Source organism: Arthrobacter pullicola (assembly GCF_014836875.1).
GTDB lineage: Bacteria > Actinomycetota > Actinomycetes > Actinomycetales > Micrococcaceae > Arthrobacter_B > Arthrobacter_B pullicola.
Window position 1 is genome coordinate 278,349 of the sequence record NZ_JACSQC010000002.1, and the last position, 16,160, is coordinate 294,508.

The 16,160-nt window shown below is 65.6% G+C and carries 7 protein-coding genes; all 7 read right to left on the minus strand.

Features of this window, described 5'->3' with window-relative positions; translation table 11 throughout:
* Window positions 1-410: 410 nt before the first annotated feature.
* On the minus strand, window positions 411-3,146 hold the full coding sequence (locus H9638_RS17055; RefSeq protein WP_191746038.1) for a LuxR C-terminal-related transcriptional regulator: 2,736 nt from the start codon (window positions 3,144-3,146) through the stop codon (window positions 411-413).
* Window positions 3,143-5,935, minus strand: a complete 2,793-nt coding sequence (locus H9638_RS04635) for a LuxR C-terminal-related transcriptional regulator (protein ID WP_225217061.1) — start codon at window positions 5,933-5,935, stop codon at window positions 3,143-3,145. Before H9638_RS04635 ends, H9638_RS17055 begins: the two co-directional genes overlap by 4 nt.
* A gap of 217 nt (window positions 5,936-6,152) precedes the next feature.
* Complete coding sequence (locus H9638_RS04640) at window positions 6,153-8,855, minus strand: AAA family ATPase (RefSeq protein ID WP_225216997.1); 2,703 nt, start codon at window positions 8,853-8,855, stop codon at window positions 6,153-6,155.
* A 222-nt stretch (window positions 8,856-9,077) separates the two neighbouring features.
* A complete protein-coding gene (locus H9638_RS04645; RefSeq protein ID WP_191746041.1) occupies window positions 9,078-11,762 on the minus strand; it encodes a LuxR C-terminal-related transcriptional regulator in 2,685 nt (894 codons plus the stop codon).
* 20 nt (window positions 11,763-11,782) lie between these two features.
* A complete protein-coding gene (locus H9638_RS04650; RefSeq protein WP_191746042.1) occupies window positions 11,783-14,386 on the minus strand; it encodes an AAA family ATPase in 2,604 nt (867 codons plus the stop codon).
* Window positions 14,387-14,853: 467 nt separating this feature from the next.
* Window positions 14,854-15,438 carry an aminoacyl-tRNA hydrolase gene (gene pth / locus H9638_RS04655; protein WP_191746043.1) on the minus strand — a complete coding sequence of 195 codons (585 nt, stop codon included), beginning with the start codon at window positions 15,436-15,438 and terminating at the stop codon, window positions 14,854-14,856.
* An 88-nt stretch (window positions 15,439-15,526) separates the two neighbouring features.
* Window positions 15,527-16,126 (minus strand): 50S ribosomal protein L25/general stress protein Ctc, encoded by a 600-nt coding sequence (locus H9638_RS04660; RefSeq protein WP_191746044.1) that lies wholly within the window; start codon window positions 16,124-16,126, stop codon window positions 15,527-15,529.
* Window positions 16,127-16,160: the final 34 nt, after the last annotated feature.

The following is a 16,160-nucleotide window of genomic DNA, read 5'->3' on the forward strand; positions in this document are numbered from 1 at the left end:
GGAGCCGGCGGCGGCTGGGGGGAAGTCTGGGTCTCAGCAGACTTCGACGCCGCCGGCTCCGCTTGTGGAGGCCCCCACCAGGCGCAACGCCGGGCGGGACCATTCTTGTGCGTACCGGATACGGGGTAAGCAGGCGGGATGAGAGTGCGCCCCGCTGGTTCGGTTGAGCCGCGCATGTGAGACCTTCTTTGCACTTCTTCCTGCTGACCGGTCTCAGTCAACGTCAGTCCCAAAGCGTCTGCATCAGTAGCAGGCACTCCAAAAAGCGCTCGAGCCACTTGCAGGAAAAGGGTTGGTACCCGCCCGGGGCCAGGGGCTACTTGGCTGTTCCTTCCCCCATTAGCGCGGCGGGTGACGCAGTACGTGCAGATGGGATGCCTGCGGGTGCAGGCCAGGCAGTTTCAGGACACCTAGCGGCCGACGTGGACCTCCGGCTCGGCTTCCAGCGCCCGGTAGACGGTTTCCAGTTCCGTGCGGCGGCTGATGCCGAGCTTCACGTAGATCCGGTAGACGTGGCCTTCAACGGTCCGCTGCGAGAGTGTGAAGCGGGTCGCAATATCCTTGGTGCTGGCGCCCTCGAGCAGCAGATGGACTATTTCGTGTTCCCTCCTGGTGAGCCGGACCTGGTGCACGCTGGGGCTCAGGTAGGACACCGTGACTCCCGCCAGCTCTTCCCGCCGGCGCCGGAGCTGCTGAATCAGTGCCCGCTGCCGCCGCAGATTGTTGTGGGCGCCGTAATAGCGGATCGCATGGCCGATGCATTCGACCGCCACCAGGTACTTGCGGCATCGAACTGCCTCATCGGCGGCCGCTACCATCCGTTCAGGATTGTCTGCCGCGACGGCAGCCGCGTAAGCATTGAGCGCAAGGGCTTCGGCACCTTCAAAGGAATCAGTCAGGTCGACCAGCCGGCGGGCCTGTTTCAGGTCACCAACGGCCAGCGCGAGCTCCAGGATGTCCTTCTCGGCGGCAAGCTGGCCCTGTTCCCGCGCTTCCGCTGCCAGTTCCCGTATCTGCGGCGGCAGGGGCAGTTCCGTTCCCTGCGGGGCGAGGGCAGCGGCAGCAAACGCCTGCGCACTCAGCCAGCTGCCTTTGGGACCGGTGTAGCCAATCACCCCGACCTCCCCGGCGTACTTGGCGGCGGGGCTTGTGTCACCGGTGACCGATGCTGCGTATCCTGCTATCCCCAGCGCGTAGGGCAACAACCGCTCGGGGTCTCGTGACCGAAGCGCCTCGACGGCCGGCCGCAGCCGGAGCAGGCCTTCCCGGAATCGGCCGTGATGGATCTCCAGTGCGCCTTCGAACAGTCCGATTGTTCCACCGTAGGCGAGCAGGTAGTGGGGGTTCGCCGTACGTTCGGCGACGAGCAGCTGGCGCAGTTTCTCGAACCGGCCGCCGTGCAGGAGAGCCCATGCCCGCCGGACAAAGATTTGCCCGCGGACGATACTGCTGGCCTGCGGATCCTGCAGGACCTCATTCCGTGCCTCATGTGCCGCGCGGACTGCCTCTCCGATCGTGCCGGCCGCAGTCCTCACCTCAGCCGCGAGCGCAAAGCCCAGCGCTTTGGCCTCGTGGAAAACCGGCGTTGCGGAGTACGCCGTCCGGCCCGCTTCCGGGTCCAGCAGTTTAACGGCGCCGGAAGCCGGCGGCCCGGCCTGAAGGAGATTTCCGTCCAGGATGCGTCCCCAAAGTGCCAGTACTGCGGTCCCGGCCCCAAGCCAGGCGGCTCGTCCGGTTTCGCCTTCCACGGGCCCGGCAAGCTCCCGGTCGCGTATGGTCCAGGCAGCGGCTAAGGCCTGCATCTCGGTGCCGGGCCGCGCACACACAGCCACCAGCTGGGCGGACGCCAGGACCGCCGAGTCCAATGTGGCAGTGTCCGGTGCGGCAGCAATGGCGTCGTCCAGTTCTCCCTTGGCCTGGGATACGTCCCCAAGCGCCAGATGGGCGACGGCGGACTGGACCCGTGCGGGGATGCTCAGGGAATTGTCCTGGATTGCAGTGGCCAGGCGGTGCGCCAGTTCGGAGTCTCCGGCCGCATTGGCCCGGCGTGCGCCCTCGAGCAGATCGCTGCCGGAGATCTGCTCGCCGCAGTCCAGTGCCCAGGAAAGGTGCGCCAGCGACGCAGACCTGCCGGTACCGGGTGCATGACCACGGACCTGGCTTCTGATGGCCATGCTGCGCATCGGTGGAACCAGGCTGCGGACGGCGTCGGCATGGAGCGGCTGTGCATAGCCGATGAGGTCCGGAACATCAGGGGCAGCGTCAAGAAACCCGTCATCCAGCAGGCTCTGGACCGCCTCGTGGCTGCCCAGGGCTGCAAGGGCGGAGCGTGGAAGGCAGCCTGCCAGGGCCACGGCTTCAAGGATGGAGCGTTCGGCAGGTGTCCGCCCGGCCAGTAACTTTTTTGCCAGGTCCTGCACCGTGGGTTCCAGGACCGAGGGAAATGCACGGAGGAACCAGGCCTGATTGCGCTGAACCAGCTCCCCGTTTCGCTTGGCTGCTGCAATCAGAGCCTTGACGTAGAGCGGATTCCCCCCGGATATCTGGGCCAGGATGGAGCTGGAGGCGCTGAGGATGGGTCCGCCAAGCAGGTGGGTGCACAGCTTATGGACTGCGTCCGGCTGAAGCGGGGCGAGGTCCACCCTGGACATCAGCCCGTCCCGCGCCAAGGACAGCAGCTCCTGGATCTGAACTCCGCGGCTGCGCGACAGGACAAACAGGCGCAGTTCCCCCGACATCGCCAGCTGAACCAGAACATGGCTGCTGGCTTCGTCGAGGTGATGGGCGTCGTCGACGACCAGCAGCGCCTGCGGATGCCCAGCTTCTGCCCGGGCCCGGAAGTAGCGCCGGATATTGCGGAGGACGACCAGCGGAGACTCAAGGTCCCTGGCGTCACCGCTGTCCATAAATGGCGTGAGCACGGCGTAGGGGATCCGTGACAAAACCGGGCTCCCGTGAATGCGGTACGGCTCCACGATCCCGTCAAGGCGGGCGAGCACTTCTGCCGCGACAGCAGTCTTCCCCATTCCATCGGGCCCCAGGACCACCGCGCCCCGCAGCGCCGGGTCCAGCAGCCGGTTGGCGATGTCTTCAGCCTCCGCGGTGCGTTGGAAAGACGATGCCTGGGTATCCTGTACTGCCTTCACGGCTGTCCGCCTTCCCGTGCAGTCTTATCAGATGCGACAAGGTTCGCCAGCTCACGCCGGCTTCCCACATGCAGTTTTGAGTAGATCTGGTAGAGATGGCCTTCTACGGTACGAACCGAAATGGAAAGCTCCTGGGCGATCATTTTGTTACTGGTCCCGGCAGCCGCATGCCGTGCAATCGCCCGCTCCCGGGAGGTTAGCCCGCGCAGGCAGTCTTCTACCTCGCTGTCACCCTCCCCCTCCTGGGAGTTCATCCGGCGGTTACGGTGGATAAACCGAACAGTGGCCCGGTCCCCCACGCCGGACGCGACTTCCAGGGCACGCTCGCCTGTTTCCTGTGCCAGCAGTTCGTGCCCGTCCGCTCCTGCGGCTTCCGCCGCCTGGAGCAGGAGCTGCGCGTCGAGATTTCCCAGTCCCTTCGCATAGTTCTCGCAGAGCACTCCAAAACCGCCCTGCACAGTGCAGGCGGTGTCGAGCAGGCGCTCCACTGAACCTGTGCTGCCCAGGCGGACAGCGGCCAGCAGCGCCAGCAAACTGAATGAATATGTCTGCTGGCGGTCATCATCGTCCGCCAGGAGCAGGAGTCCAGGCACCGCCCGTGGAGAACCGAGAGCCGCCTCTGCCAGGAGGGCGAAGTGCCTGCCCGTCCGCCGCAGTGCCCATGACGGCGTTCCCCCGGAAGCCGTGGCGGCAGTTTTGAGGAAGCATTCGGCTCGTTCCTGCCGGCCCTGCAGTGCTGCTGCGTAGGCAGCAGCGGACGCCGCGGCCGGTTTCAGCCCCAGAGGATCGGCGACCGAAAGCTGGCTGAGGGCAGGGATTAACTGCGACGTCGCTGCTGCAGGACGCCCCGCATAGGCGTGCAGCAGTCCGCTGCACAACTGGCGGACAGTCCCGCCCAATTCGCCCTCTTCATTCCCGCCCGGTCCCTTCTCCAGGAGTTCCTCCGCAGTCCGCAGGGCACCGGAGACCAGCAGTGCATGGATTATCCGCGCCTTGGCAGCGGCACCGGCAGCGTCCTCGAAAGTCCCGCGCGGCGCATCAGCCATCAGCTGCCAGAGGGAAGCGGCGAGCTCAAGGGCATCGTCGGCCCTCCCTGTGATGCCCCATGCCTCGCAGAGCCATGAACCGGCAAGCACCCTGAGCCGGCGGCCCAGGTCATCCCCCCTGGCATAGATACCGGTAAGGAACGCTGCGTTCTCCTTGTACTCCCCATGCCGTGACCGGCATTCGGCCCGGGCCAGGATCAGTTCTGCTTCCAGTCCCGCCGTCTCAACGCGCGGGACAGCGCTCTCCTTCAAAGAAGCCAGCAGCCCTTCGGCTTCGTCCAGGACACTGCTGTGCTCCCGCGGGGCGCCCGGCCGCTCCACCTCCGGCCGTGCTCCCGGCCCACTCCCAACCCGCACTGCTTCAGCCGGCGCTGCCAGGGAATTCCTGCACAGAACCTGGTTCTCAAGGATCAGCAGTCTGCAGGAAGCTGGATCAGCCGGATAAGAGCTGGCCAGCGGACGGTGCTCCGAAAGCGTTTCAGCAGCAGTTTCGAAGGCTCCCCCGTCCAGGTGCGCGCGGATGAGTTCCAGAAGCGCAGCAGGCGAAGAAAGAGCTTCCGGATCAACGCTGAGGATGGCTGCTGCAGCCTGGGGGTTGCCCAGTTCGTTCGCCTCCCGGGCCCCGGCGGCGGCCAGACCCGGCGGGAGCTGGCCGTTGATGGACATGAACCATTCGGCGCTGAGCCAGGGTGATGATGTGTTGGCATCGGGGCCAAGCCAGGACATCAGCTCCCGGCGCCGGTCCCCATCAACCTGGGACCGCAGCACGGTACCGAGCGCGGGATTGACCAGTGAGAGGACCGGTTCGTGGACTTGGGCGAGCTCCAGCAGCCCGGATTCCTGCAGCGCATCGACTTCGGCGCTGTCTGCCCGTTCGAGGACCTTCTTCAGGGGCAGCGTGCCGCAGAGCGCAAGGGTCTCGAGAAGGCTTTGCTGGCCTTGGCTGAGTCCCGACACGGCTTGCAGCATTGCTGCCGCCAACCGGGGATATGCAGGCCGTCGATCCGGATCCAGTACCCAGACTTCCGCTTCCAAGCGGATCCGGCCGCAGTCGCGGTAGTCGGCGACGGCGGCGAGCAGCTGGCTGGGATTCCCCCCGCTGATCCCAGCCAGGTCCTCTGCGGCGTCGCGCGAGATTGGGCCCTCAAGTTCCGCCTCGGCAAGCTGGGCGCATTCGGTGGCTGACAGCGGACCGAGGTCCATCCGGGTCAGCACTCCTTCGCGCCAAAGTCCCATGAACTCCGCCGGTGCCGCGCTGAAGTCGCGGAAGGCGGCGATCATCCGTGCTGCACGGTTCAGGACCATCTGACTGAGGACCATCGCAGAGAACTCGTCGAGTTCCTCGGCATTGTCAACTACGAGGATGACGCTTCGGTCACCGGCACGGCTGCGGATCAGGTCAGTGAGGCCGCGCAGGATCAGCACCGGGTGGGATGCAGTGTCCGGTTCCAAATCCGAGAGCAGGAAAGTCAGGGCCCCGAACGGAGTGCGTCCGGCAAAGGCGGATCCGCGGACCTGAACAACGTAGGAATCCTGGCAGTGGATCTGCAGGACGTGGCGCATGAGCGCACTCTTGCCGCTGCCCGCCGCACCAATCAGGAGGCAGCCTGATGATCCGGATTGTGGAGCCAGCCGGTCTGCCACGCTGCGGACAAGGGCCGACCGTCCAAGGAACAGGGAGGGACTCCGCTGTTGGCTGCGTTGGACCGCTCCAATGTCAGGAGTATCGGCAGTATGCACCATAAGCGCGTTGGCGCCTTCGGGGTGATGATTTTTCACAGCGAGACCTCTTCTATCCAGCAACCCGTCTTGCGCCGTGCAGGCAGGCGTTCAACAGACTAGGTAGTCCCCTCTGTTGCCAACACGAGTACCTGTCACCAGTAATCACCGACCTCTACCCGAATCACAACCGTGAAATTTGGGTTCGGTACTTGGAAAGGTACCGGTGCTTACGCGGCGGCTACTTGCCGGAGGGCTTCGCGTCTCCTTTTTCCACCCCAATCACCTGCCCGCCGAGGAGACGCCGCAGTTCGGACCTGCCCGAAACGTGGAGCTTCTGGAAAATCCGGCCAAGATGCCAGTCGATCGTTCGAGAGGAAAGGTGCAGTGCGCTGCCCAGGCGTATGCTGCTTTCGCCGTCTGCCGCACGGACCGCCAGATCCCGCTCGAACTCGGACAGCTGTCCAAGGCGGTGGCCGATGCTGTGGGCATCCGCCAGGTAGCGGTAACACTCATTGGCCATGACCCGCGAGCGCCGGACCATTTCCCTGTCCTGGGCCGCGGCCGCAGCATCGTGCGCAGCTTGTGCCGCCTTGTAACCCAATCCGTAGTTCCCCAGGTGGACCGCCCGCCCGGCCGCATCCAGCAGCAGCGGACCGTTCTGCTGCTGCAGTCCTGCAGCAAGCTGCTGGTACATCCGGGCGGCGTCGCCCGTGCCGGAGGCGGAAACCGCTGCCAGAAGTCCGGCCGCCGTCCGGTCCCCGGCGATGGCCGCGGCACCGTAACACAGCACAGCTTCGGCAAAGGAACCCCGCCGCTGTGCCTCCCTGCCCTGGACCACCAGCGGCCGGGCCGCTCCCGCAGCCGGCTTTCCTTCCAGCGCCGCTGCTGTCCGGAAGTACTTGGTCACCGCCAGGACTGAAGTCGCCGGACGGCCCCGGAACGCTGGTGCGGCGACCAGTGTTTCCCGCATCCGGTCCCAGTCCTGTTTCACGGCGTAGCAGTAGGCAGCTGCGGCATAGGCCAACGGCAGCAAATCCGCCGGGTCCTTTGATTCCAGTTGCCTGCATGCCGGGATCAGGTACGCCAGGGCAGCATCCGCCCGTCCGCTCAGGGCATGGACGATTCCCGCAGGGAGCTCAGCCCAGGAATCCAGATGGGCGTCGAGGTAGCGAAGTCCGGTTGCTTTCGTTATGACTTCCAGCGCGGTGGTGAAGTCTCCACACAGGATGTAGGCCGAAATGGAGCCGGTGAGGATTTCCCCGCCGTGAAGGTGGGGCAGGTATTCTGCGGATTGCAGGTCGTTCCAGAGCCTCCCCGCTGCGGCAGCGGCGGCGTCGCTCCGGCCTGCCATGGCAAGCGCCTGGGCGTGCGCCGCACCGGCCATCAACCGGATTGCCTCGGCAACGGACCTGTCCTCCCATATCCTTTCAAGTCCCTGTGGCAGCAGGCGCGGTTCCGCCTCCCGGACCGCCAGGGCCGCCCTGATTACCACGGCGCACTGTCCGGCGCTCTTCCGGGAGTCTGCAGGCAGCGCGGCGGCAGCATTCTCCGCGGCGGTGATGCTGGTTGCCGGTGCGGCCGCAGGATGGGGAAGGGTACACCGGGCCAGTGCAAGTTCCAGATGGGCAGCCACGGTGGTTGCCGGTTCCCCCAGCAGCACCACTGCCTCCAATTCGGCTTCCGCTTCCTGTATCCGGGCCAGGGCAGCCAGGGCCCTGCCCCGTTCAAGCATCACTTCGGGGTTACTGCGGTAATCAGGGACAGCCTCACTGATCTTCAGCGCCGCCTCCGGGTCGCCGGCTGCAATGGCCGCTGCGCCCGCGCGCCGGGCCAGGCCAGGCGCGAGCCGGGCCCCCGACGCCGCCGACCAGGAGGCGTAGGCCTTCGCCGCCGTGTCCGGAAAGCGCTCCAAATCCGGTCCTGTGGCCAAAAGGTCATGCCAGAGGTCAAACGAGCGCCCCACCGGCACCAGCCTGGCGACCAGCCTGGCGTAAAGACGTTCCCGCACGTACACGGAGCCGCTCTGCGGACTGACCCGGAGCACGTCTCGTTCCTCCAGCGCATCCACCGCATCGGGGTCCGCAACGTCCAGCAGAGTGCCAACCGGTATGCCCGGGCACAGGGAAGCGAGTTCAATGACCCGGCGTTCCGGCGCAGGCAGGGAGCGGTACCAGCTCTCCATCCAATCGGAAATCTCACCGGCGTATGTCAGCGGCCCGGTCAACGTCCAGGTTCCACCACGGTGCTGGATGCGGCCGGCAGCGATCTGGTCACGGCACAGCAGGGACGTAAAGAGCGGGTTCCCCTGGGTGTCTGCCCAAACCGTCCGAACAGCGAGCGCGGACAATCGTCCGCCCGCCACGGTTTCCATTAGTGCGCGTGCATCCGGGTTTTCCAGCGGACCAAGATCTGTCCGCCGCAGGACACCGTCAGACCACAGGCGCACCAGCCCTTCTCCACAGCGGAGCAGATCAGGTGTGGTCGCCAGCAGCGTCACCGCCTGCTGCCCGGCCAGCTGGGCCGTGACCATCTGGCTCTGCGGATCAAGTTCATGGGCGTTGTCCAGAACCAAAAGGACAGGCTTCCCCGCAGCGCGGTGCCGCAGGTAGGTTTTCAGCTCAGCCAGGACCTGGACCGGGTTGTCCAGGATTCCCTCCGGGAGATCACTGAGCAGCCAGCCCAGTGCTCCGTAGCTGCTTCGGGCTGAGACAGTGCTGCCCCGGACATAAACAACGTGGAAGCGGTCAGTGACGGCGGCGGCAACGTGATTGACCAGGGCAGTCTTGCCGATGCCCTCCCGGCCAACGATCACAGCCCCGCCGCTGAGTTCCACTGCCTCGAGCACTGAACGGACCGCCTCTGCACGCCCCGCCAGTAAGTACGGCCGGCGGTCCCGCGTTTGGGCAAGGGTGTCCGGTCGGCTGTGGGGGACAACGGGCATTGACTCACTCCGGTTCGTCGCGCCGGACTCAATTGCCGGTCGAGGACCGATGCTATGGTCCCGGAGAAGCCGCGCCTACACGTAATGCATACGGGCTTTTGCGCCTCGGTGCCCGCGTAATTGGGAAGTTCCCGGGGCGCTGCTACTTGGACGAACCCCTTGATCGGGGATGGCGTTCCTCCTGCGAGGAAGGCTGTTCAATCCTGCACCGCCGGCGGTTCCTTACTCTCCCAGCAGGTCGGCGCTCAGTTCGTCGCGTTTGCTGATCCCAAGCTTTTCGAAGGTCCGGTAAATGTGGCCTTCCACGGTCCGGACGGAGAGGAACAACCGTTCGGCGATCTCGGCATTGCGGTATCCCTTAAGCACGAGGGCCGCCACGTCCTTCTCGCGGCGCGTCAGCGCGGGAGCCGCCGGCTGTTTCCGCTGCCCGGCAGTTTTCTCTGAGGTCTTGCCGACCGCCCGCTGCACCCGCTGAATCAGGGCACGGTCACCGCTGGCCCGCGCCAGCCGCAGGGCCTCCTGTAGGGCCAGGGAACCCAGCGCTTCCGTGTCATAGTCGGAGGGTTCGGCAGCAAGCCGCAGCAGCGAAGGGACATCCTGGTCCAGCACGGCACGCGTGAACCCATTCACGGCCCGCGCCTGCGGACCTTGGAAATCATCGCTGAGTTTCAGCAGCCTGCTCATCCCCGTGGGGTCCCCCATGCGGATGCTGATGTTGCGCAGATCGAACTCCGCAGCCACCAATCCGCGTTCCTCGGCCTGGTCTGCAAGATCGCGGAGGTCTTTCAGCGCGCGTGGATCGTGGGTGCGCCGGTAAGTGCCGGCAATCCTGTTGCCGGCTGCCATGGTCTGGTAGTGGACAGAGCCACGCGGTCCGAGCTGGTCGAAGTCCTGGAGCAGTTGATCCGCCATGGCAATATCGCCCTGTTGGGCCGAGACATGCGAACTGAGCGCCAGGGCCAGCGGAAGCAGGCCTTCAGGGTCATGGCTCCGCAGCCCTTCGACGGCTGCGGCCAGTTTAGGAAGTGCCTCTGCCAGCTGCCCCCGGCGCAGGTGCATCACCGCGAAGCAAAAGTCCACAGCTCCCCCGGTGTGGACCAGAGCCCGGGCAGAGATCCCGCCCTTTTTCTGTACGCAGCTGCGGACTTCGTCCCAGTACCCCGCCCAGAGGAGGGCAGAGAGATGCCGGTGGAGGACGAACTGGTAGTAGGAAAGGAACCTGTGGTCGTTTCCTGTCACGATGGTCAGTGCTTCTCTGGTCAGGTTTACTGCGGTTTCGGCCCGTCCCGTAGCCGTATACACGTCGCCCAGAAGCGACAGCGCCACCGCCGTGGCCTCGATGTCCTCGACTCGCTGCGCCTCCTCCAGCAGGGCAGTCAGGCCGGTGAGGGCCGTGCGGAAGTGCCCCTCCGCGACGTCGCTCAGCAGCCCGAGCAGCCTCACTCCGCGGCGGGACGAAACGGCGTCCTGCTCCAGTTTCTCGTCAAAGGTTCCGGCAGCCCGGGCTGCGGCCTCAATCCGGTCGACGGCTTCCTGCCAGGTCTGCAGCGGTTCCCGCAGCCTGGCTCCCCCACCATCCAGGTGCTGGCGTACCTGGACATCGATCAGTGTGCCCAGCTTGGCCGTAGTCAGGTCTGAGGCAGCCTCCACTGTTCCGGAGACCAGGTCCCGGGCGGCAGCGTAGTTCCCGCGCTGGTAGTGTGCCCGTGCTGCCTGCACGCCGGCTGCCGGCCGCAGCTCCTCCCGGCGTACCTCGCCGGCGGCACGGAGGGCGAAATTGCTGTCGAAGAAGTTGTTCGCCATGTATGCCGCCTGCAGCAGCTGTTCATCAGGAACTGACGCACCGCAATCCAATGACCACGCGACGCTGCGCAGCAGCCCGTCGATGGATTCGTGGCGATCGGGCAGCACCGCATGCACCCGCTGCCGCAGACGGGCGGAGCGGGCTGCGGGGACCATATGGCGCACCACCTCTCCGTAGAGCGGATGGCGCGGACGCAGCAGCCGCTGGCCGCCGTCCTCCACGCTGACCAGGTTGGCTGCGGTCAGCGCGTCCACGGAACGGTGCAGGCCCAGCCGGAAAGCCACGCCAACCGGCAGCGGCTCGGCGAGGGCGATGATTTCCATGGTTTCCCGCTCCTCGCTGGAGAGACCGGAAAGCTGCGCCTTCAGCAGGTCCCCTAGCCGTCCCTGGGGCGGGTGCACGAACTCCTCGAGCAGCCAGACGCCGTTGCGCTGCACCAGATTGCCTGTCCGGCGGGTCTCCGCTGCCAGGGCGTGCACGAACATGGGGTTTCCCCCGCTCATCCGGCTCAGCTCACTCGACGTCGTGCTCAAAACCGGTCCGTCGAGAATCTGGCGGCACAGCTCGTGTACCTGTTCCTCCGTCAGCGGCGCGAGGTGGTGGCGGGAGATGGTGCCGCTCCACACCTGGTCGGGTATCCCGGCCGGGATCGCGGTGATGCTGCGGGTCAGGATAAGTACCCGGATCGTTCCGGAGGCCAGCAGCTGGGAAAGCAGATCGGCGCTGGCCTCGTCCAGGGCGTGCGCATCGTCCACCACCACCAGTGGAATTTCGTTGTCCCCGGGCCCGGATGCCGGCCGCAGCTTTTGGAGCAGGGCGCGCATGACTGCCAGTGGAGAGTTGGTATCACTGGCTGAGAGGTCCGGCAGCAGCGGAGCGAGGGCTCCGTACGGAATGCCTGTTAAGGCGGAACTTGCATGGACGCGGTGGACGGGCATGGCTGTTTCCAGTACCCCGACCACCACCTGTGCCAGCGCGCTTTTGCCCAGTCCCGCTTCCGCCACCACGAGGGCGCCATGGAGCTGCCCGGAACGCAGGCTGGCCAGGACTGCCTGCACCTCATCATCACGGCCCACCATCGGCTGCGACGCGAAACTTTGCATGTTTCTCCCCCACCTGAGGACTAGCCCAGGGCTTCCTTCAGCTCGGATCGGCCCGAAACGTGGAGCTTGTCGAAGATCTTACCCAGGTGCCAGTCGATCGTACGCGGCGACAGGCTCAGCTCAGCCGCTATATCGGCGCGGGTCATTTCCCCCGCGGCCAGGCGAACGAGCTCGGTCTCGAATTCGGTGAGTTCCTTTACCCGGCGTTCCAGGCTGTTCTCCCGCCGCAGTTTCCGGAAGCTGTTGTTCTCCACGGTCAGCGCCGCCCGGGCAATGCTCCTTCCGGTGGCCGCCGGCCCCTGTGACCGGACCAGGACGGCTGCACGGTGGGCGAACAAATGATGTCCAAGTTCCGAGGCTCCCTCCGCTGCCCGGAGCAGGAGCCCTGCGTCGCTTGAAATGCGTCCGGCAGCATAGTCAGCCAGCGCAGCTGCCCAGCGTCCGCTGGCAGCTGTCGCCACGGTATGAAGTTCGACGGCGGCGGGCCCGTCTCCCAGCGAAGCCGCTGCCCCCAGGCAGGACAGCGCGCAGGAAACATTCGAGAGGGCCAAGGTGTCCTCCGCGAGCTGGCGGAGTTTGTGCGCCAGCAGGACAGGGCTTTCGGCGTGGGCGGCAAGCGCACGGAAGTAGGCGGTGCTGTGTTCCGGGTACCAGTCCGGACGGTGCCGGAACCGTGGGGCCATGGCCACATAGGACATGGCATTTTCAGTGTCGCCCCGCAGCCGGTAGGAGTACGCGGTGAGGGCAGCAGCAAGCGGCATCAGGTTCTCCGGATCGGAGTACCTCAGCTGGCTGATTCCGGGCAGCAGCGAGTCCAGCGCCTCGTCAGCCTGTCCGGAGGCAGCCCGGATCAGCCCGGTCGCGAGTTCCGCCCCGCTGCCCCGGTATGACCATTTCGGTCCGGCGCTGCCCACCTCCGCGAGCAGGTCCAGCGCACGCTGGTACTCGCCGGCGGCAAAGCATGCCAAAAAGATCCGTGTCAGCATTGCTGCCTGCTCCCGGGCGCTCATCGGCACCTCCAGCAGAGCGGCCGTGTCCTCCAGTAATTCCATGCCCTGGGCGGCCTGACCCGTCACGGCAAGCGCTTCCGCCGCCATGGCTGTGGCACGGGAACGGATATCCGGCGCCGCACCTGGATCCGCCGCGAGGCTCAGCATTGGCGCGGCTGCATCCTTGTAGCGCCCCTCGGCAAGGAGTAAATCCGCTTCGGCAAGGGTCACTGCCGCCTCAGCTTCGGTCCCGGCGCCGTCCACGCATCCGCCCAGGCCGGCGCGGATCTCCGCGTATACGGTGCCTCCGGAGCCACCCGGCATAGTGCGCAGAAGCGCTGCTTTCTGCAGCACCAGGGCTACCCAGCTGCCGTCCTGCGGGGTGCTCCGGTCCAGCTCGTGGTCCTGCAGAACGGAAAGCGCTTGGTGGTTCTCCCCCAGCGCCACCAGGGCACGGATTTCCTCGGTCACCAGGTCCCGGCTGCGGGACCTGGGAGCCACACTCCTGGCATAGGCCAGGGCACGCCGGTGTTCGCCGCCCGTATTTGCCAGCCGGGCTGCCTGCTCAACCAGGGAAACCGGCGGGACAGCCTCGCATGCCAGTGACCAGGCGACGTAGCCGGGGACGGCCGCTGGATCCAGTCCGCCGGAAACGTCCAGGTCTGCGGTAACTTCTTCCCAGAGTTCACGGCTCCTGCCCAGTGGAACGCTGCCGGTGACTACCGCCGAAAGGGTGGTACTGCTGACCCGCACCATCGGCATGGCTGTGCCGCTGAAGGTCAGGATCCCTTTTTCCTGGAGACTGTCCAGTGCCTCCGCGTCCACCAGTTTCAGAATTTCAGGGAGCGTCAGTGCGCCGACGAAGGAGAGGATTTCCACGATCCTGCGTTCGGCCGCGCTCATGCGGGCCAATTCTGCCCCCACAACTTCAGCAATCGCCCCGGACCGGACGAAGGGGCCCGCCGCAACCCACGCTCCGCCGGCCTCCACCAGCGTCCCGGCTGCAACCTGTTCATCTGCCATCAAAAGGATGAACTGGGGGTTTCCCTCCGTCGCTTTCCACATGGCAGCTGCCGCCCGCAGCGAGACGGGACCATGGAGCTTCTTCTCCATCAAAGTCTTGGTCTGCCGCAGGGTGAGTGGCTCCAGGTCAACGCGCTGGAGCAACCCATCCGACCAGAGCGAGAATATTTCCGCCGGGGAGCTTGGCAAATCAGTCGCTGTGGCAACGACGGTGACATCAGCGCTGCGTGCCAGCTGGGCGATGATCAGGGCGCTGGAGTCGTCCAGGTGGTGTGCGTTGAAGACACAGAGCAGGATTGGCCGCTGCCGGGCATTTCGGCGCAGCAGGGCAGCCAGTCCTTGGAACACCAGCAAAGGCCCGGAAGCCGCTGCGCCGGCGTGGATGTCTTCGGAGAGCTGGGTCAACAACCAGGCGAGCGCGCCGTAGGGTGTCCGCCGCGAAACCTCAGTGCCATGGATACTCACCACGCAAAAACCGTCGGATCCTTCAGCGACCGCATTTGCCAGCGAAGTCTTCCCGATTCCCTGGGGTCCAAGGATCAGGGAACCGCGGCCCGCGTCCCGCGCTGCTTCCACTGCCCGCAGACTCTCCGCGCGTCCGACCAGCGGCACTGACCAGGAATCTAGGCCCATTCAGAACCGGCCAATACCTGCGCCGGCGCACGGTCCACTACTACCCCGTTGAATGACCGAGCCATGACCGTCCCCCAATACGCACCCGTTTAGGGACTAACCGCATCCGCAGAGTCCACTGGGTAGAAGGGTACGCTGCAAATGCGTCCATAGGAAGGTATGCATTTGCGCAGGCTTCAGGGGAGATTTCAGTCTTGGTTCACTTGCCACGGGGAACTCTCACCTGGATGGTGAAAAAGGGACCGACGCCGGGATGGGGGTGGCCCAGTCTCGGAGGCCTCCCGACGCCGGCCCCGCTTCAGGAGCCCGAAGGCTACGGCCAGTCTAGGCCTGGGTTCAGGCGCAAACAATGCCCCTCATGGCCCCTGGCGGCACGGGTTAAATACCCTAAAAATGCCCCGCACTACTTGTATGCGTTGACATGGGGCTTTACCGCCTGACCGGGTTCAGGACCCGCCGTGGAACTTCTGCTGCGCGGCGGTCAGGCCCTCCGTAATAAGGACTTCCAGCGCGTCGGCCGCATCGGAGATCAGGAAGGGAAGCTCCTTCGACTCGGCGGATCCAAAGTCCTTCAGGACATAGTCTGCGGTTTCCATCCGTCCCGGCGGACGTCCCACGCCAACCCGCACCCGAAGGTAGTCCTTGGTCCCCAGGGCCTTGCTGATGTCGCGCAGGCCGTTGTGACCGCCTTCGCCGCCGCCAAGCTTGAGCTTGACGGTATTGAACGGGATATCGATCTCATCGTGCACGGCGATGACCTGCGCCGGATCAATACCGTAGAACCGGGCCAGGGCAGACACGGGTCCCCCGGAGAGATTCATATAAGTCATGGGCTTGGCCAGCACCACGCGTGGGCCGCCAAGGGAGATCCGGCCCTCGGCGACCTGGGCGCGCGCCTTGTGCGTTTTGAAGCGGCCGCCCATCCGGGCGGCGGCCTCGTCCAGGACCATCTGGCCGACGTTGTGCCGGTTACGGCTGTAGCCGGGCCCGGGGTTTCCGAGCCCGGCTACAAGCCAGGTATTGCTGTTCACAGGTGGGACTGCTCCTTGGACTGGTTCCGAAAGTTGCCGGACGGCTCAGTCCAGGAGTTCAGGCCCCGGCAAACCGTTCAGGAAAGACTTAGGCCTCTTCAGCTGCGGGAGCTGCTGCAGTCTCTTCCTCGGAGGTCTCGCCCAGGTCCTGGACCGTCGGCTCGGAAACGTTGACAACCATGGTCTCCGGGTCCAGCAGCAGTTCGACGCCGGCCGGCAGTTCGATGTCACCGGCGGTGATGTGCTCGCCGGCCTTGCGGCCTTCAACGCTGACCTTGATGGATTCGGGAAGGTTGGTGGCGTCCGCGGAAACCAGCATGGTCACGGCTTCCTGGTTGAAGACGGTGCCCGGGGCAACTTCGCCTTCAACGTGGACGTTGACCTCAACCTCAACCTTTTCGCCCTTGCGGACGGTCAGCAGGTCGATGTGCTCGATGATCTGCTTGATCGGATCGCGCTGGATGTCCTTGGCCAGGGCCAGGTGGGCTTCGCCGTCGACGTCGATGGTCAGCAGAGCGTTCGGGGTGCGGACGGCCAGCGTGGTTGCCTTGGCGGGCAGCAGGATGTGCAGGACCTCGGCGCCGTGGCCGTAGATGACTGCGGGGATCTTGCCGGCAACGCGGGCCTTGCGGGCAGCGCCCTTGCCGAAGTCGGTGCGGGTGGTGGCTGCGAGCTTCTGGTCTGACATAACAAACTCCTGTTGTGGTTCTTCCGTAATGGCT

Bases quoted from the DNA above. Each gene is read 5' to 3' on its own strand.
- H9638_RS04635 (WP_225217061.1), bottom strand. From the start codon at position 5,935: ATGGTGCATACTGCCGATACTCCTGACATTGGAGCGGTCCAACGCAGC.
- H9638_RS04640 (WP_225216997.1), bottom strand. From the start codon at position 8,855: ATGCCCGTTGTCCCCCACAGCCGACCGGACACCCTTGCCCAAACGCGG.
- H9638_RS04645 (WP_191746041.1), bottom strand. From the start codon at position 11,762: ATGCAAAGTTTCGCGTCGCAGCCGATGGTGGGCCGTGATGATGAGGTG.
- H9638_RS04660 (WP_191746044.1), bottom strand. From the start codon at position 16,126: ATGTCAGACCAGAAGCTCGCAGCCACCACCCGCACCGACTTCGGCAAG.